The organism is Marinactinospora rubrisoli (assembly GCF_042664915.1).
Taxonomy (GTDB): domain Bacteria; phylum Actinomycetota; class Actinomycetes; order Streptosporangiales; family Streptosporangiaceae; genus Marinitenerispora; species Marinitenerispora rubrisoli.
Genome location: NZ_JBHTBH010000004.1, coordinates 234,890 through 252,221, shown reverse-complemented (window position 1 = coordinate 252,221; position 17,332 = coordinate 234,890). Strand labels below are relative to the sequence as shown.

Below are 17,332 nucleotides of genomic sequence, written 5' to 3'. Positions count from 1 at the left end.
GTGCGCCGCGTGCTCACGCGGCGCACCACCACGTCGTTCGCCCGCGAGTGCCCCACCTGACGGGCGTCATCATTGACCGGACGGGGCAGCGGGTCCGGTGAGGCACGCGTCGTCCGGGCCCAGACCGGCACGACCTGCGCGCCGGTGGCGCCGTGCCGGGCCGTGCCGCGCGATCCGCGAGTCGTCCGGCAGCCCCCGGTCCGCCGCTGTCGTGAGGGTGAAGCGACGGCGGCACAGCGGTTCCGCCCCGCCGAACGTCGCAGGTCGCGGGTAGGCTACGAAGCGCAATCCCCCGACCACACCGGAGGCCCGGCCATGAAGCGCCCCCTGCCCGGCAGTCTGAAGACGGTGCGCGTCCTGTTGTTCGTCACCGCCGGACTCACCGCCATCTCCGTCGTCGGCGCGCTGTTCGTGTACGAGATCAACGCCGTGATGCTGGGCAGACTCACGTGGGCGGCCCTTCCGGGCGTCCTCTCCCTCATCTTCGCCCTACGGCTGCCCAAGGGCCGCCGCGTCCTCTACTGGTCGATCCTCGTCCTGCAGGTCCTGACCATGCTCATCGCGCTCGGGAACCTGGGGAACGGCAGCCCCCAGGGCTTCAGCCAGCTGTTGCTTCCCATCCTCACCCTGGTGTTCCTCACCCAGCGCGCCTCCCGCACCCACTTCCGCGCACCCGCCGTCCCGCACGCCTGATCGGCCGATTCCTCCCGGGAGGGCGCGTCCACGCGCCCTCCACAGGTTCCACCACCGCACCGCCCCCACTGCGAGGACAGCGAACCAGTGCTGCGGAGAATCCACGACCCCGAACGCGGCGCCAGCCTCGCCGAGTACGCCGCCGTCATCGTCCTGGTGGCCGCGATCTTCGCGGCGATCGCCGCCACCGACCTACCCGCCGACATCTCTTCCGGCGTGCGGACCGCGCTGGACGAGGTGCTGAACCCGGACCGCACCGGACCGGCGGCCGCCCCCGAGGATCCCGCCGTTGGCGCCCCCGAGCGCGAACCGGGCGTGGTCTCCTCCACCGACGCGCCACGGCAGGACCCCGCAGCCGAAGAAGAGGAGCCGGGCACCGACCCCGCCGACGCCCGGCCGGCCGACGACCTCCCGCCGCCGGTGACGGCCGGCGCCGACGACAAGGGGTTCTGGGGGCACGTCGGCGCCTTCCTCGGTGAGGGCGTGGTGGGCGGCATCATCAACGACGTCACCGGTTTCGTGGAAAGCGTCGTCAACGGTGTCCTGCACCCGATCCGGACGGCGCGCGGCGCCGTGGACACCGCCGTCGGCGTCTACGAGCAGATGCGCGATGACGCGATGGTGGCCGGCCTGCGGTCCGGCCAGATGTGGCGCGCGGGAGACCGGCTCGGCGCGCTTTGGGAGGGCCTTTCGTCCAGCGTCGCCTGGGCGCTCTGGGACTATCCACTGAGCATCGGCGGCGCGGTACGCAGCGTGGTCGATGAGAACGTCCTCGACGCCTGGCATAGCGGCGACTACGGCGCGGCGCTCGGTCGCGGCGCGTGGAACCTCGGCTCGTACTTCCTCCCGGGCATCGGCGCCGCCGGTGCGCTGTCCCGGATCTTCAAGCCGCTCCCCGACGGTCAGGGCTCCCGCGATGAGCGGGACGGCACGGTCCTCGCGGACGGCGAGAACTGGCCGCCGGACGCGGACCCGCCGAACAACCGGGATCCGGACTCCGGGCGTCGTGACACCGCTGCGGCGAGCTGCGCACGCAACAGCTTCCTGGCGGGCACCCCGGTATTGATGGCCGGGGGCGGCCACCTCGCCATCGAACAGGTCGCGGTGGGCGACCACGTCCTGGCGACCGACCCGCTGACGGGCGAGACCGGTGCGCGTACGGTCACCGCGGTCATCACCGGCGAGGGCGAGAAGGCCCTCGTGGAGATCACCGTCACCGACGACACGGGTGGCTCGGACACGATCACGGCGACCGGCGGCCATCCGTTCTGGGTCCCCGACACCGGAACGTGGGTCGACGCCGCCGACCTGCAACCGGGCACATGGCTACGCACCAGCGCGGGGACATGGGTCCAGGTGTCAGCGATCGAGGCGCGGACCGTCGCCGGCCAGGCGGTGTACAACCTCACGGTCGACGACCTGCACACGTACTACGTTGGGGCCGGCGGGGCGGACGTACTCGTCCACAACGACGAGTGCATCGACGGCCCAACGGCGCGGGACCAATACCAGCTCGACTACGTCCCTTCCAATCCCCATGACCTGTACCTGGGGGCGGCCCACACGGATCCCCGCGGCCGCGCACGCGAAAATGCCGGAATTCACCTCAATAATATTGGAATGGACCGTTTCCCGGAAGTGTTTCGACAAGTAGTCAACAATCCGAACACGACCATAAACTTCGACGTCAGCGCCATCCCAGGCGAAACACTGGCAGATAAAATCAAGCAGGTTACTACGGATTACGAGGCGGTCGCATCCTACGCACCAGGAGCGACTTTCGGAAGCGACGGATTCGTCGATCCCTACAACAGAATGGAAGGAGGCATAACTCGCTGGGAACTCTACTATCTGAGCGAGCACGGACTGCTGGACCGAGTTAATTTCACCGGACTATAAAAGGTATCCAAATGTCCCAGGCATTCATACATTACCCAGCAGAGTGGGAGTTCCGGATACGCGCCTGGCGCTCCTCGTTTTCCATGGTCGTGATCGTCGGACGCGATACGCGCGATAACACGACTTCCGACATACTATTCTTCCATGGCACAGATCGCATTCGAATGCAACCAAAATTCTCCGGCCTGGAAATAACAGAGATGCCCGTAGCGGAGATCGAGCAAACCTTCGGTGATGATCTATCAAATCACCCGAACAGAAAAACGGGCCTCATGCTCCACACAGCCGAGTACACCGGCTACATGCTCGCTCAGCGACCAAGGGTGATACAGATCAGGGACGGATCATCCATCGAGGAGGCACTCGCGGTCGAACAATTGTACGATACCCACAGCGATCAGGAGCTATTCTCGTGACAAGAGACACGATCCATCATTTTCCGAACCGAAAATTCATCGTCCTCTACTACACCTCAAAAAACAACACCCTACTCCTCTCCGCCCCGCCTAGCTGGAACGATTACCAGGAACTGGTGAACATCGCGTTCTTCCAGGTACACGAATTCGCCATCGACCCACAACTCCATGACCTCAAGATACGGGACAACTCACTCCCATCGAGCCCCTCACGTTATGAACTCTCATGGCACACCGGAAGCGGGTTCGTCGTCGCCAACTCGATGGACACTGAGACCGTGCGACGACACAGTCTATTCCGCGATAAATGGGGGATACAGGAAAACTCCCCCGAAGACCTTCCTGGCGGAAGCTGGGGCCTTTACCGCATTCCATGAACCGGCCAGCTAGGCCCTTGCGGAGACACTGTGGATCGAAGGGGCCTCACGCGCTCGGGATCGATTCGAGCAGCCGCCCCCACTCCGGGTACGGGGCTGCACCATAGTGATCTCGCCGGTCATAGGACGAGCGGTTCACTGCACTGAACCCACTGGTCAAACGAAACCGCCCGCCGCGCTACCATGCCAGCGTGACCGGAGCGACAGCCTCCACCGCCCGGGCGGGATCGCGAGGCCGGATCGACAAGCGTCAGGCCATCCTGGACGCCGCCTTCGTGGTCTTCGCCCGCCATGGGTACGGACAGGCGTGCGTGCAGGAGATCGCCGAGGAGGCGGGGGTCGCCAAGCCGACCGTGTACAACCACCTCAGCGATAAGGAGAACCTGTTCCGGCATGCCATGGAGGCCGCCGCCGACGCCGTGATGATGGAGAACCTCGCCGTCGTCGAACGGCTCCGCGACCCCGGCTCCGACCTGCGCGCCGGCCTGGAGGACGTGGGGTACCGGCTGCTCCGGGTGTGCTGCTCCGAGCGCGCCCGTTCGCTGCGGTGGCTGACCTACGCGCAGGTCGCCCGTTTCCCCGATCTGGTCGGCGTCGTGCAGGACCGCACCTCGAACCGGATCGGTGACGCGCTGGCGGACCGGCTAGCGCGGCTCTCGCTGGCCGGGCGGCTGCGGTCGTGCGACCCGGCCACGGCGGCCGAGCAGTTCCTCTCCCTGCTCACCGGCCCGATCGAGGCGAGGTCGCGGCTGGGCACCCGCGAGGTCTCCGCCGCCGACACCCGCGCAGTGGCGGTGGCGGCCGTGGACACCTTCCTGCGGGCGTACGGAGTCCCCGCGGCCGGCTAGCCCGCTGTCCGGCCGCTCCCGCCTCCGCGCGTCGCGAGCGGCTTCGGAGCCGGTGCGGGGCGTCCCGTGGCGTGGCGCCGGGCCACGTCAGGCGCCGTACCCCTCCGGCGCCGGGACCGGCTGTTCGGCGGCCCTGCTGACCTCCTCCCACTTCTCCCACACCGCCATTCGTTTGCGCGACAGGTCGAAGGCCAGGTCGTAGACCATGCTGCCCAGCAGCACGCTGACCGGCGGGTCCTCGCTGTCGACCAGCTTCATGACAGCCTCGGCGGCCACCTCGGGCATGCTGTCCACGGAGCCCTCGGAGAACCCCTTTTCGGTTTCGGCGCGCAGTTCGGCGTAGGCGGCCATGGGTTCGGTCATGGCCAGCCCGGCCGTGTACAGGCCGGTCCAGAAGCCACCCGGGTGGACGATGGTGAGCTTGACGCCGAACGGCGCCAGTTCCGCGGCCAGCGCCTCGCTCATCCCTTCGAGCGCGGCCTTGCTCGCGCCATACATGCCCGTGAGCGGGGCGCCTCCCGGACCGGCGACGCTGGCGATCTGCAAGATGCGCCCGCTCCGCTGGGCCCGCAGGTGCGGCGCGACGGCCTGGCTGACCCACAGCGCACCGAAGAAGTTGGTCTCCATCTGGGCGCGCGCCTGGGCCTCGGTGAACTCCTCGATCATGCCCATGGCCAGGAACCCGGCGTTGTTCACGACGACGTCCAGGCGCCCGAAGTGCCGCACCGCCGCGTCGACGGCCGCCTGCACCGCCGAGCGGTCGGTCACGTCCAGGGGGAGCGCGAACAGCCGCTCACCGTACTCGGCGGCCGGTTCCTCCAGCGGGGTGACGGTGCGGGCCGCGGCGACCACGCGGTCGCCGGCGGCGAGCGCGGCCTCGGTGAAGGCCCGTCCCAGGCCGCGGCTGGCCCCGGTGACGAACCAGACCCGGCCGGCGCCGGTGGCAGAAGCGGTCATGGAGGTGCCTCCTGATCGACTCTCGACTGAGACGAGACGGTCCGTCTCGTCAACGTCGACAACTGTACGGCCTACCGGACGACGGCGCAAGACGGACCGTCTCGTCTCAGTCCTCGGTACCCTGTCTCCATGGCGACGCAGCGCAGATCCCCCGATGCCACCCGGCGCAACCCGGCCGTCCGTCGCGCCATCCTCACCGCCGCGCTGGAACTGGCCGCCGAGGTGGGTTACGCCCAGCTGAGCATCGAGGGCATCGCCGCGCGGGCGGGTGCCGGCAAGCAGACGGTCTATCGGTGGTGGCCGTCCAAGGGCGCGGTGCTCTTCGACGCGCTGCTCATGCTCTCCGAGGGAGACGCCGATCAGGCGGCGGAGCTGCCCGACACCGGCGACCTCGAAGCCGACCTCAAGACGGTGCTCCGCGCCACCGTCGAGGAGCTGAACGACCCTCGCATCAGCGAGCCGATGCGCGCGCTCGCCGTCGAGATGCTGATCGACCCGGCTCTCGCCGCCGACTACACCGAACGCCTGGACCGGCCGGTGAAGGACCTCAAGCGCCGGCGGCTGCGCGCCGCTCAGGCCGCCGGTCAGCTGGCCACCGACGCCGACATCGACCTCGCCGTGGAACTGATCTGGGGGCCACTCCGGAATCGCTGGCTGTATCGCGAAGGCCCGCTCACCGCCGAGTTCGCCGACGCCGTGGTCGAGGCGGCCCTGAACGGCCTGCGGCCGCAGCCCCCGGCGGCCGGGTGACCCGGCCACGGGCACCGGGTCCGTTCACGCTGGCCGGGACCCCGTTGGGTTGATCGCCTGACGGAGACCGGCCGGTCCCGGCGCGCGGCCCGGCTCCGGGCCCTCCCCTCGGACGGCCTCCGCCCCATCGCGCTGAACGGCCAAGGACGAGCACCGCCCCTGTCAGGTCAGCGGTGATCACGGCGTGAGCACCCGCCCCTGAACCGTCCCCTCGACCGCCGTCAGGTAGGCGCGAGCGACGTCCGCCGCCGGTGTGCCGGGCCCGTCGTCCATGCCCAGGTGCCGCAGCGTCTCCCGCACCCAGCCGGGGCTCACCGCGTTGAGCCGAAGGCCGCGGGGCAGCTCCGGCGCCGCGGCACGGACGAACGCGTCCAAGCCCGCGTTGACCAGCGCTCCGAACGAGCTGCCGGGGAGCGGCCGGTCGAACCGGCCGCTGGTGATGGTGACGGACCCTCCGTCGCGCAGGTGGTGCAGCGCCCGGCGGACCAGCGTGATCTGACCGAGGAGTTTGCCGTCCAGGCCCGTGGTGTAGGCCGCGTCCGAGGCGGTGTCGAGCGGCGTCAGCGCGCCGCTGGCGGCGCAGCACACGACCGCGTCGACGTCGCGCACGGCCGCGAACAGCGCGTCGATGGCGGCGGGGTCCGCCACATCCACCCGCACCGGCCCGCTCCGCGCCGCCCGGACCACATCGTGACCGTTGCGCCGCAGCGCGTCGGCGACCGCGCCGCCGATGGTCCCGGTCGCGCCGATGACGATGACCCTGCTGGCCGGCATGTCCACTCCCCCGCACGCTCGTCGTGTCCCCCGAAACTCCGCGAGAACGCCGACCAGCCTCCGCGCGGGCCGCGCCCGCCGCCAGCCCACTGGCGGGGGTGGGTCCGCGTATCCTCCCCCTGCCAGGGGCAGGCAGCGCGGCACGGCACCGTGCACACTGGACGGCATGGACCGACACGCCGACCTGGGCGAGTTCCTGCGTTCCCGGCGGGCGCGGCTGCGGCCGGCGGACGTCGGGCTGGTCGACTACGGCGGGCGCCGCCGCGTCCCCGGGCTGCGCCGGGAGGAGCTGGCGCGGCTGGCCGGGGTCAGCGTCGGCTACTACACCCGCCTGGAGCAGGGGCAGAGCCCGAACGCCTCCGACGCCGTCCTGGACGCGATCGCGCGGGTGCTGCGGCTGGACGACACGGAGCGGTCCCACCTGTACGCCCTGGCGCGGCCGGCCGTCGCCGCGTCCCGGCGCGGGACGCGGCCCGAGCGGCTGCGCTCCGAGGTCGGGGTGCTGGTCGAGTCCCTGGGGGCGGTCCCGGCGCTGGTGCTCGGCCGGCGCGCCGACGTACTCGCGTGGAACCGGATGGCGCACGCCCTCCTCGCCGGGCACCTGGACTTCACGGCGCCGCGGCGGCCCGCCGGCCGGCCGAACTGGGCGCGGATGTTCTTCCTCGAACCGCACGTCCGCGACCTGTTCACCGACTGGGAGCGCAAGGCGCGCGACACCGTCGCGGACCTCCGCCTGATCGCCGGACGCCACCCGCACGACACCCGGCTGGCCGCGCTGGTCGGTGAGCTGACGACGCGCAGTGCGGACTTCGCCGCGTTGTGGGCCGCGCACCCGGTCCGCGGCTGCGCGCATCACACTCGCACGTACCGGCATCCCGTGGTGGGCCGGCTGACGCTCACCGACGAACTGCTCCAGCTGCCCGACGACGAGGGCCAGCGGCTGGTGGTGTTCTCCGCGGAGCCCGGATCCGCGTCCGAGGCCGCACTGCGGCTGCTCGGCGGCCTGGCGGCGGGCTCAGCCGAGTCGGACCCGCCCGCGTCTCGCCCGACACAGCCCGCACGCTGATCGTTTCCCCGCCTCTTCACACCCGCAAGCCGTGCCCGCTGGGACCGGCCGCCCGGCCCGGACGCCGTCTGCGACTTCGGGCCACCGCCTCCCGGAAAGCCGGGTGCGGGCGGCCCTATGTCCGCCCGCACCCGGACCGGGTCAGACCCCGACCGGGTGCCACACGGTCTTGGTCTCCAGGAACGGGGTGATGCGCCCCAGCCCCGGGTCCGCGGCCCAGTCCTCGTCGTCGCGCGGCCGGAGCACCCGCTTGAGGGTGGCCGCCGCGGTCTCCTCCAGTTCGCGGGCCAGGTCGCCGGTCCCCGTCAGGTCCAGGGCGTTGACGTCGGCGTGCGCCGCGAGGTGCGGGGCGAGTTCGCCGACCCGGCCGGTGAGGATGTTGACCACGCCCCCGGGCAGGTCGGAGGTGGCGAGCACCTCGGCCAGCGTGACGGCGGGCAGCGGCGCGCGCTCGCCGGCCACCACCACGGCCGTGTTGCCGGACGCGATCACCGGGGCGACGACCGACACCAGGCCGAGCAGCGGCGCGTCCTGCGGCGCGAACACCGCGACGACGCCGGTCGGCTCCGGTGTGGACTGGTTGAAGTACGGCCCCGACACCGGATTGGCGTTGCCCACCACCTGGACGATCTTGTCGGTCCAGCCCGCGTAGTACACCCACCGGTCGATCGCGGCGGCCACCTCCCGCTCCGCGTCCGCCCGCGTGCCCCCCTCGGCGGCCTGCACCTCGTCGGCGAACTGGGCGGCACGGCCCTCCAGCATTTCGGCGACCCGGTACAGGATCTGGCCGCGGTTGTACGCGGTCCGCCCCGACCAGCCGCCGAACGCCTTGCGCGCGGCCACCACGGCGTCGCGGGCGTCCTTGCGCGAGGCCAGGGCCGCGTTGGCCAGGTGCGTTCCGTCGGGTGCGGTCACGGGGTAGCTCCTCCCCGACTCGGAACGCGGGAACGCGCCGTTGACGTAGAGCTTGTAGGTCTTGCGCACCGCGAGGCGGCCCGGTGCGGCCGGGGCGCGCTCGGTGCTCTTCCGCAGCCTAGGCATTGACGTACGCCTCCAGTCCGTGCCGGCCGCCCTCGCGGCCGTAGCCCGACTCCTTGTACCCCCCGAACGGGCTGGCCGGGTCGAACTTGTTGAAGGTGTTCGACCAGATCACCCCGGCGCGCAGCCGGTTCGCCGCCCACAGCATCCGGGAGCCCTTCTCCGTCCACACGCCCGCCGACAGCCCGTACGGCGTGTTGTTGGCCTTGGCGATGGCCTCGTCCGGAGTGCGGAAGGTCAGCACCGAGAGCACCGGCCCGAAGATCTCCTCACGGGCGATCCGGTGCGCCTGCGACACGCCGGTGAACACGGTCGGCGGGAACCAGTAGCCGCGCTCGGGCAGTTCGCAGGCGGGCGACCAGCCGACGGCCTGCTCGTCCGTGCCGGCCTGCGCCAGGTCGCGGATGCGGGCGAGCTGGGCGGCGGAGTTGATCGCGCCGATGTCGGTGTTCTTGTCCAGGGGGTCGCCGAGCCGCAGCCGCTCGATGCGCGCCTTCAGCCGGTCCAGCAGCTCGTCCGCGATGGACTCCTGCACCAGCAGCCGGGACCCCGCGCAGCACACGTGCCCCTGGTTGAAGAAGATGCCGGTGACGATCCCCTCGACCGCCTGGTCGATCGCGGCGTCGTCGAACACGATGTTGGCGCCCTTGCCGCCCAGCTCCAGCGTGAGCCGCCGGCCGGTGCCTGCCACGGCGCGGGCGATCTCCCGGCCCACCTCGGTGGAGCCGGTGAAGGCGACCTTGTCGGTCCCCGGGTGCCCGACGAGGGCGCGGCCGGTCTCGCCGGCCCCGGTGAGGATGTTGACGACGCCCGGGGGCAGGTCCGCCTCCTGGCAGATCCGCGCGAACGCCAGGGCGGTCAGCGGCGTGGTCTCCGCCGGCTTGAGCACCACCGTGTTGCCGGTGGCGAGCGCCGGCGCGATCTTCCACGCCAGCATGAGCAGCGGGAAGTTCCACGGGATGACCTGCGCGGCGACGCCGATCGGGCGCGGGTCCGGCCCGAGTCCGGCATGCCGCAGCTTGTCCGCCCAGCCGGCGTGGTAGAAGAAGTGCGCCGCGACCAGCGGCAGGTCGACGTCGCGGGTCTCCTTGATCGGCTTTCCGTTGTCCAGCGACTCCAGGACGGCCAGCTCCCGCGAGCGCTCCTGGATGATGCGCGCGATGCGGAACAGGTATTTGCCGCGCTCGGCGCCGGACATCGGGCCCCACACCTCGTCGAAGGCGCGCCGGGCGGCGGCGACCGCGCGGTCCACGTCGGCCTCGGTCGCCACCGCGACCTCGGCCAGCGGCTCCTCGTCGGCCGGGTTCAGCGTGGTGATCCGCCCGTCCCCCGAGGCGGGCGTGAACGCGCCGTCGATGAACAGCTCGTAGGAGGGGTCGATCGAGACGACCGAACGCGACTCCGGCGCCGGCGCGTACTCGAAGATCTGGTCTGCCACAGCGCGTCCTCCTAGTCGAGGGTGTAGTAGTCGGGGCCCTGGTAGGCGCCGGTCGTGAGCTTGGTGCGCTGCATCAGCAGGTCGTTGAGCAGGCTGGACGCGCCCAGCCGGAACCACGCCGGGTCCAGCCAGTCGGCGCCGGCCGTCTCGTTCACCAGGACCAGGTACCGCACGGCGTCCTTGGTGACGCGGATGCCGCCCGCCGGCTTCACCCCCACCTGTCGGCCGGTCGCGGCGCGGAAGTCGCGCACGGCCTCCAGCATGACCAGGGTGACCGGCAGGGTCGCCGCCGGCGCGACCTTGCCGGTGGAGGTCTTGATGAAGTCGGCGCCGGCGTGCATGGCCAGCCACGAGGCGCGCCGCACGTTGTCGTAGGTGACGAGTTCGCCGGTCTCCAGGATGACCTTGAGGTGCGCGGCACCGCACGCCTCCTTGACCGCGGTGATCTCCTCGTAGACCTTGCGGTAGTCACCGGCGAGGAAGGCGCCGCGGTCGATGACCATGTCGATCTCGGCCGCGCCGTCGGCCACCGCGCGGCGGGTGTCGGCGAGCTTGGCCTCCAGCGGTGCCCGCCCGGCCGGGAAGGCGGTGGCGACCGAGGCGACGCCCACCCCGGTGCCCTCCAGCGCGGCGACCGCGGTGGCCACGAGGTCGGAGTAGACGCACACCGCCGCAACGCGCGGGACCGAGCGGTCCTGCGGGTCGGGCAGGGCGGCCTTGGCGCACAGCGCCCGTACCTTGCCGGGCGTGTCGGCGCCTTCGAGCGTGGTCAGATCCACCATGCGAATGGCCAGGTCGATGGCCGCCCGCTTGGCGGTGGTCTTGATCGACCGGGTCGCCAGGTCGGCGGCGCGTGCCCGGGCCCCGACCTCGTCGACCCCGGGGAGTCCGTGCAGGTACGCCCGCAGCGACGTGTTCGACGCCGCGATGTCGGGCGCGGGCGGCGCTACTGCTGTGTCAGGCACGAGCACCTCGCTTCTCTATGGCCATGTTGAGGATGAGGGCGGCGACCAGGATCAGTCCGGTCACCACCATCTGGAAGAACGACCCCAGTCCGAGCAGGTTGCACAGGTTGCGCAGAACGGAGAGGAGCAGCACCGCGACGAAGGTACCGAAAACCCCGCCGCGTCCGCCGAACAGGTTGGTACCCCCGAGCACCACGGCGGCGATGGCGTCGAGTTCCAGCCCGTTGAACGCGGTGGGCTGGCCGATGGTGAGCCGGGACGTGAGGAGCACTCCGGCCAGCGCGGACAGCGCACCGGAGATCGCGAACACCGTGGTGATGACCGCGCGGACCGGCAGCCCGGACAGCCGGGCGGCCTCCTTGTTGCTGCCCACGGCGTAGACGTACTCGCCGAACGTGGTGCACCGCAGCACGAAGGCGGCGAGCGCCGTGACGGCGACGAAGATGATGCCGACGATCGGGAGGTACCCGACGAAGCCGCCGCCCAGTAGCTGGAATGCCTCGGGGATGTCCCCACCGGCCGGTTCGCCGTCGGTGAGCAGGTAGGTGAGCCCGCGGATGGCGGTGAGACCGGCCAGTGTCGTCATGAACGCCGGCAGCGACAGGTACGCGGACAGCCCGCCCATCACCGCGCCGAACGCCGCCCCGCACGCGAGGCTGACGAGTATGGCCAGGACGAAGTTCATGTCCCGGTCGATGAGCAGCGCCACCACCATTCCGCCGAACGCGGCCGTGCTGCCCACGGACAGGTCGATCCCGGCGGTCAGGATCACCATGGTCATGCCGATGGCGACGATGCCGGTGAGGGCCGACTGCTGCAGCAGGTTGGCCAGGTTCCGGGTGGTGAGGAACTCCGGCGCCAGCAGGCTCGCCACGACGCACAGCGCGAGGAAGACGAGCAGCAGGTTGGACTTGACGACGAGGTCGGCTCCGCGTCGCCGCCCCGCCCCGGGCCGCGAGGGCCCCGGACCGGGCGCGGCCGCGTCGACGCTGGTGGTTGCGGTCATGGCGTCACTCCTGTGATGACGGTGTGCGCGATGGTGTTCTCGGGGGTGGTCCGGGGGTCGAAGCGGCCGACGTTGCGGCCCTCGTGCAGCACCCAGACGGTGTCGGCGTTGGCGGTGAGCTCGGTCAGCTCGCTGCTGGCCAGCAGCACGGCCACGCCGGTGTCGGCGAGCCGGCGCACCTCGCGGAAGAGGTCGGCCTTGGCGCCGACGTCGAGGCCGCGGGTGGGCTCGTCGAGCAGCAGGACCCGCAGGCCGCCCCGGGTGATCCACTTGGCGAGCACGACCTTCTGCTGGTTGCCGCCGGACAGTTCGCCGACCGGCTGGTCCGCCGAGGCGTGCCGCACACCGAGTCCGGCGAGGACCGGGGCCGCCCGGCGGGCGCCGGCACGGCGAGGGAACAGCCACGGCGGTCGTCCCAGGGCGGTGACGGCGGCGTTGCGGCCGACCGACAATCCGAGCATCAGCCCCTGCTCCTTGCGGCTCTCCGGCACCAGGGCGAACCCGGCGCGGACCGCCGCCGCGGGCGTGCCGAGCCGCACCCGGCGACCGTCGAGGCGGACCGTGACGTCGCCGTGCGCGTCGCCGAAGAGCGCCCGGAGCAGGGTGGTGCGGCCCGCGCCGCCGAGACCGGCCAGGCCGACGATCTCGCCGGGGCGCACCGAGATACCGGAGACGTCGAGCAGCCCGGGCAGCCGCACCTGCTCGATCTCCAGTAGCGGCTCCCCGGAGGGAGCGGGCCGGCCGGCCGGGCGCACCAGTTCGGTGGAGTCGCCGATCATGGCGGCGACGAGTTCCGCCTTGCGGGTGCGGGCGATGTCGTACACGCCGACGGTACGGCCGTCGCGCAGGACGGTGGCGCGGTCGCCGATCTCCATCACCTCGTCCATCCGGTGCGAGATGTAGACGACGGACCGTCCCTCGGCGGTGAGCGACCGGATGACGGCGAACACGGCGTCGAGGTCGGCCGCGCCGAGGGTGGCGGACGGTTCGTCCATGACAATGACGCGGGCGTCGGCGGTCAGCGCCCGGGCGACCGCGGTGAGCTGCTGCGCCGCGATGGGCAGGTCGCGGACCTTCGCCGTCACCGGAAAGGTGCCACCGACGCGTTCGATCGCGGCGCGCGCCAGCTCCCGGCGGCGGCGGTCGCGGACGAACGGCCCGGCGGCCGGTGCGCGGCCGAGCAGCAGGTTCTGCGCGACCGTCTGGTCGGGGACCAGGTCCAGCTCCTGGTAGATGACCGCGATGCCGGCGGCCAGGCCGGCCTGCGGGCTGGCCGGCCGGACCGGTTCGCCGTCGAGCAGGATCTCGCCCTCGTCGGGCTGGTAGGAGCCCGCGAGGATCTTCATGAGGGTGCTCTTGCCGGCTCCGTTCTGGCCGAGCAGGCAGTGCACCTCGCCCGGGAGCACGGTCAGGTCGGCGCCGTCGCTGGCCACCGTGCCGGGGAACCGTTTCACGATGCCGCGCATCTGCAGCCGCGGCACCACGCCGGTGCCACCGGTGCTCGCGCCCGCGGGACGCGGCGGGTTCGCCGGGTGTTCCGTCATGCCGAATCGCCTTCCTCGGAGGTCAGCAGGGCGGACGCGGTTCGGTCGTCCGTGACGAGCACGTTGCAGACGCCGCCGACGACGACCGCCCGGCACACGTCGTGCTTCGCCGCGCCGGAGACGACCGCGATGGAGGTCGCCGACCGGGCGGCGGCCCGCAGCGCGTCGATGGTCAGGCCGAGGGTGCGGGCGTCCAGCTCGGGGTCCACGATCCGCCCCTCGGCGTCGATGAACCGGCCGACGACGTCGCCGACCGCGCCGGCCGCGGCGAGCCGCGCCACGTCCGCGGCGTCGATGTGCCCCGACTCCACGAGCACGGAGTCGCGCTGGATGCCGCCCGGGCTGAACAGCAGCACGTCGGCGCGGCCGGCCAGCGTCAGGACACCGGCCACCGCGCTGTCCCGTTCCAGCGCGCGCCGGGTGCTCTCCTCCTCGACGATGGCGGGCACGGGAAGCAGGGTCACGGTGCCGCCGCCGTGGTGGGCGAGCCGGCTCGCCATGTCGTGGGCGGAGGTCGGGCGCCGGGACCGGCTCAGGCCGCCGTTGATCTGCACGACGTCGGCGCCGCGCGCCCAGCCGGGCTGCACGGCGCGCGCCACCAGGTCCAGGGTCCGGCCCCAGGAGACGCCGAGTAGCGCCGGGGCCGGCCGGAGCGCGGCGAGGTGTTGGGCGGCCGCGGTGGCGACGAGTTCGCGGACGCCCTCGTCGTCGGCGGCGGACCGTGCGGACACCACGACGGCGTCCCGCAGGCCGAACCGCTCGCGCAACCGCAGCTCCAGGGACCGCACCCGGGACTGCGGGTGCACCACCTCGATCCGGACGATGCCGGCCTCGCGCGCCTCCACGAGCATCCGCCCGACCTTCCACCGGGTGAAGTGCAGTTCGCGGCCGATCTGTTCCTGGGTGCGGTCGTGCTCGTAGTACAGGCTGGCGACCTGGTACAGCATGTCGTCGTAGCCGGGGTCGGTCATGGCGCGCGCTCCGGTGCCGGGGCGCTCAGCCGGTGCGAGACCTCACGGGTGGCGGCCGTGGCCGCGCGGTAGTCGGCGTAGCCCGCCTCGTAGGCGTCCCGGCGCGAGGCGTCGGGCGCCACGGTGCGGGTCTCGGGTGCGAATTCCGCGGCGGCGGCGCCGAGCGAGGGGTGGTGCCCGGCGCCGACCGCGGCGATCACCGAGCAGGCCCGCAACGACAGGTTGTCGCCTGCCACCAGGCGGAGCGGGCGGCCGAGGACGTCGGCGGTGGTCTGCAGCCACAGCGGGTTGTGCCGGATGCCGCCGGACACGAGCACCTTCTGGACGGGCACGCCGCCCTCCTCGAAGGAATCGAGTACCTGGCGGGTGCCGTAGGCGACCCCCTCCACCGCCGCCCGGTACACCTGCTCCGGCGTGCTGCCCACGGTGAGGCCGAGCACGGCGCCGCGCAGCCGCGGGTCGCGCAGCGGCGTCCGGTTGCCCATGAAGTAGTCCAGGACCAGCAGGCCGTGCCCGGCCGGCGGGACGGCGGCCGCGGCGGCGATGAGTTCGGGGAGTTCAGACCGCGGGCGGCCGAGCAGCCGCTCGCCGGTCCACCTCAGCACCGAGCCCGCCGCCACCTGACCGCCTTCGACCAGCCAGCGGCCGTCGTTGAGGGCGTCCGGGTAGGGGCCCCACACCGTCGGCGGAAAGACCGGCTCGGTCATCTCGGTGACGAACGCGTTGGAGGTGCCGCACACGATCGACACCCGCCCTTCACCGGCGCCGCCCACCGCCAGCAGCGACAGGTGCGCGTCGATGCCGCCGGAGGAGACGACGGCGCGCCCGGTGATGCCGAGTTCGGCGCGGGCGTTCGCGTGCACCGTCCCCACGGGGTCGCCGACCGGAGCGACCCGGCCCGGCAGCTTGCCGCGGAGGTCCGGAACGCCCAGTTCGGCGTACAGGTCCTCGGGAAAGCCGGCGCCTCGCGGGTCGTAGTTCCACTTGCACACGGCGTTCATCCGGGAGCCGGTCCACTCGCCGGTGAGCCGCCACACGAGGTAGTCGACCGCCTCGGTGACGTGCGCCGCCGCCCGGTAGACGTCGGGTTCCCGGCGGGCCAGCCACATGGCCTTGGGAACCAGCCACTCGACGGCGTCGGAGCCGCCCGCGTAGCGGAGCACCGGGTGGTCGACCTCCGCGGTGCGCGCCGCCTCGGCGGCGGCCCGGCCGTCCATCCACAGCAGCGCGGGACGGAGCGGGCGGCCGGCCCGGTCGAGCACGGTGACGGTGGAGGCGGTGGTGGCGACGGCGACGCCGTCGATGTCCGGCCGGCCCGCCACGTCGAGCGCGGCGCGGGTGGCGGCGACGACGGCCCGCCACCAGTCCTCGGGGTCCTGTTCCGCCCAGCCGGGCCGGGGGAAATCGGTGGGGTAGCCGCTCTCCCCCTGGCCGAGCCGGTGCCCGTCGGCGGCGTAGACGGCGACGCGGGCGCTCTCGGTGCCCAGGTCGATCGCCAGCAGTGCGCTCATGCTCAGCCCTCGTTCGGCAGGAAGAGCACCTTGGAGCTGAAGATCGACCGCTCGCCGAGCCGGTGCATGGTGCCGGGGAGTTCGTCGAGGCCGAGCTCATGGGTGATCATGAACTTCCAGGCGAGGTCGCCCGACGCCATGGCGCGCGCCGCCGTCCGCCACTCGTCGCCGGGGAACGGCGCGGAGAAGGAGTTCCACGCCCCGTGCAGGGTGGCCTCGCGGCGCAGGAAGTGGCTGAACGCGGCCTTGGGCAGCACGACGGGGTCGTGCGGGATCCCGATGAACACCGCCTGGCCCTGCCGGGCGGTCAGGGTGACCGCCTGCTCGATGGTGGGCGGCGCCCCGGCGGACTCGACGACGACGTCGTACCCGGCCCCGGCGAGTTCGCGGGCCTCCTCCGGGCTGGTCGCGGTGTGGGTGGCGCCGGCCTCGCGGGCCATGGCGGTCTTCTGCTCGTTGAGGTCGATCGCGAGGACTTCGCTCGCGCCGGCGATGCGCGCCCACTGCACGGCGAACAGCCCGATGGGGCCGGCGCCGACGACGGCGACGCGGTGGCCGCTGCGCAGCTTGGTCCGCCAGACGGCGTGCAGCGCGATGGCGGCGGGATCCAGCATCGCGGCGGCCCGCGGGTCGAGATCGGCGGGCACCACCATGAGGTTGCGTGCGGGCACGGTGACGTACTGGGCGTAGGCGCCGGGGCGGCGGCTGCCGAAGTAGTCGTAGTCCTCGCACAGGCTGAAGTTGCCCTGCTGGCACGGGCCGCACGTTTCGCACGGGATGAGCGGCGGTACGGTCACGAGGTCGCCGATCTGGACGGTACCGGCGGCGGCCAGGCCGTCGCCGAGGGCGACCACGTGGCCGGAGAACTCGTGGCCGCAGATCAGCGGCAGGTGGTAGGAGCCGCCGGGGCGCAGCATCCGCGGGATGTCCGACCCGCAGACGCCGCAGGCGGCGACGCGCACGAGCGCGTCGGTCGGCCCGGGTTCGGGGACGGGCACCTCTTCCACCCGGATGTCGCCGGGTGCGTGCAGTACGGCGGCCCGCATGGTGTCCGACATGGTGTTCGGTCTCTCTTCTCG

17 protein-coding genes are annotated in these 17,332 nt (G+C 72.1%); 7 read left to right on the top strand and 10 right to left on the bottom strand.

Features of this window, described 5'->3' with window-relative positions; translation table 11 throughout:
- Positions 1–315 precede the first annotated feature (315 nt).
- The 5 genes from ACFQRF_RS10220 (at position 316) to ACFQRF_RS10200 (ending at position 4,233) form a co-directional block, all read left to right on the top strand.
- On the top strand, positions 316–693 hold the full coding sequence (locus ACFQRF_RS10220) for a hypothetical protein (RefSeq protein ID WP_379870767.1): 378 nt from the start codon (positions 316–318) through the stop codon (positions 691–693).
- An 87-nt stretch (positions 694–780) separates the two neighbouring features.
- Positions 781–2,592: a polymorphic toxin-type HINT domain-containing protein gene (locus ACFQRF_RS10215; RefSeq protein WP_379870766.1), complete on the top strand. Its 1,812-nt coding sequence runs from the start codon at positions 781–783 to the stop codon at positions 2,590–2,592.
- A gap of 11 nt (positions 2,593–2,603) precedes the next feature.
- On the top strand, positions 2,604–3,008 hold the full coding sequence (locus ACFQRF_RS10210; protein ID WP_379870765.1) for a hypothetical protein: 405 nt from the start codon (positions 2,604–2,606) through the stop codon (positions 3,006–3,008).
- Entirely contained in the window at positions 3,005–3,385 is a 381-nt protein-coding gene (locus ACFQRF_RS10205; protein ID WP_379870764.1) for a hypothetical protein, read from the top strand. The genes ACFQRF_RS10210 and ACFQRF_RS10205 overlap by 4 nt, the downstream gene beginning before the upstream one ends.
- Positions 3,386–3,576: 191 nt before the next feature.
- On the top strand, positions 3,577–4,233 hold the full coding sequence (locus ACFQRF_RS10200; RefSeq protein ID WP_379870763.1) for a TetR/AcrR family transcriptional regulator: 657 nt from the start codon (positions 3,577–3,579) through the stop codon (positions 4,231–4,233).
- An 87-nt stretch (positions 4,234–4,320) separates the two neighbouring features.
- On the opposite strand, the gene ACFQRF_RS10195 is transcribed toward ACFQRF_RS10200, so the two are convergent.
- Positions 4,321–5,190, bottom strand: coding sequence for an SDR family NAD(P)-dependent oxidoreductase (locus ACFQRF_RS10195; RefSeq protein ID WP_379870762.1), 870 nt, complete (start codon positions 5,188–5,190; stop codon positions 4,321–4,323).
- Positions 5,191–5,319: 129 nt separating this feature from the next.
- On the opposite strand from ACFQRF_RS10195, the gene ACFQRF_RS10190 reads away from it, so the two are divergent.
- A complete protein-coding gene (locus ACFQRF_RS10190) occupies positions 5,320–5,940 on the top strand; it encodes a TetR/AcrR family transcriptional regulator (RefSeq protein WP_379870761.1) in 621 nt (206 codons plus the stop codon).
- A 177-nt stretch (positions 5,941–6,117) separates the two neighbouring features.
- Here the strand turns inward: ACFQRF_RS10190 and ACFQRF_RS10185 are convergent, their stop codons facing one another.
- Positions 6,118–6,714, bottom strand: a complete 597-nt coding sequence (locus ACFQRF_RS10185; protein ID WP_379870760.1) for a short chain dehydrogenase — start codon at positions 6,712–6,714, stop codon at positions 6,118–6,120.
- Positions 6,715–6,880: 166 nt separating this feature from the next.
- On the opposite strand from ACFQRF_RS10185, the gene ACFQRF_RS10180 reads away from it, so the two are divergent.
- Positions 6,881–7,780, top strand: a complete 900-nt coding sequence (locus ACFQRF_RS10180) for a helix-turn-helix domain-containing protein (protein ID WP_379870759.1) — start codon at positions 6,881–6,883, stop codon at positions 7,778–7,780.
- Positions 7,781–7,921: 141 nt separating this feature from the next.
- On the opposite strand, the gene ACFQRF_RS10175 is transcribed toward ACFQRF_RS10180, so the two are convergent.
- From ACFQRF_RS10175 to ACFQRF_RS10140, 8 genes are read right to left on the bottom strand one after another with little or no spacing between them, the layout of a single operon-like run.
- Positions 7,922–8,821, bottom strand: a complete 900-nt coding sequence (locus ACFQRF_RS10175) for an aldehyde dehydrogenase family protein (RefSeq protein WP_379870757.1) — start codon at positions 8,819–8,821, stop codon at positions 7,922–7,924.
- A complete protein-coding gene (locus ACFQRF_RS10170) occupies positions 8,814–10,256 on the bottom strand; it encodes an aldehyde dehydrogenase family protein (protein ID WP_379870756.1) in 1,443 nt (480 codons plus the stop codon). Before ACFQRF_RS10170 ends, ACFQRF_RS10175 begins: the two co-directional genes overlap by 8 nt.
- 11 nt (positions 10,257–10,267) lie before the next feature.
- Positions 10,268–11,221, bottom strand: a complete 954-nt coding sequence (gene deoC, locus ACFQRF_RS10165; protein WP_379870754.1) for a deoxyribose-phosphate aldolase — start codon at positions 11,219–11,221, stop codon at positions 10,268–10,270.
- Entirely contained in the window at positions 11,214–12,227 is a 1,014-nt protein-coding gene (locus ACFQRF_RS10160) for an ABC transporter permease (protein ID WP_379870752.1), read from the bottom strand. Before ACFQRF_RS10160 ends, deoC begins: the two co-directional genes overlap by 8 nt.
- A complete protein-coding gene (locus ACFQRF_RS10155) occupies positions 12,224–13,771 on the bottom strand; it encodes a sugar ABC transporter ATP-binding protein (RefSeq protein ID WP_379870751.1) in 1,548 nt (515 codons plus the stop codon). Before ACFQRF_RS10155 ends, ACFQRF_RS10160 begins: the two co-directional genes overlap by 4 nt.
- The gene (locus ACFQRF_RS10150; RefSeq protein WP_379870749.1) at positions 13,768–14,742 is read right to left on the bottom strand and encodes a sugar-binding transcriptional regulator; all 975 of its coding nucleotides are present in this window, start codon (positions 14,740–14,742) and stop codon (positions 13,768–13,770) included. The genes ACFQRF_RS10155 and ACFQRF_RS10150 overlap by 4 nt, the downstream gene beginning before the upstream one ends.
- The gene (locus ACFQRF_RS10145) at positions 14,739–16,253 is read right to left on the bottom strand and encodes an FGGY-family carbohydrate kinase (RefSeq protein ID WP_379870748.1); all 1,515 of its coding nucleotides are present in this window, start codon (positions 16,251–16,253) and stop codon (positions 14,739–14,741) included. Before ACFQRF_RS10145 ends, ACFQRF_RS10150 begins: the two co-directional genes overlap by 4 nt.
- Before the next feature lie 2 nt (positions 16,254–16,255).
- Positions 16,256–17,311 carry a galactitol-1-phosphate 5-dehydrogenase gene (locus ACFQRF_RS10140; protein WP_379870746.1) on the bottom strand — a complete coding sequence of 352 codons (1,056 nt, stop codon included), beginning with the start codon at positions 17,309–17,311 and terminating at the stop codon, positions 16,256–16,258.
- Positions 17,312–17,332 lie beyond the last annotated feature (21 nt).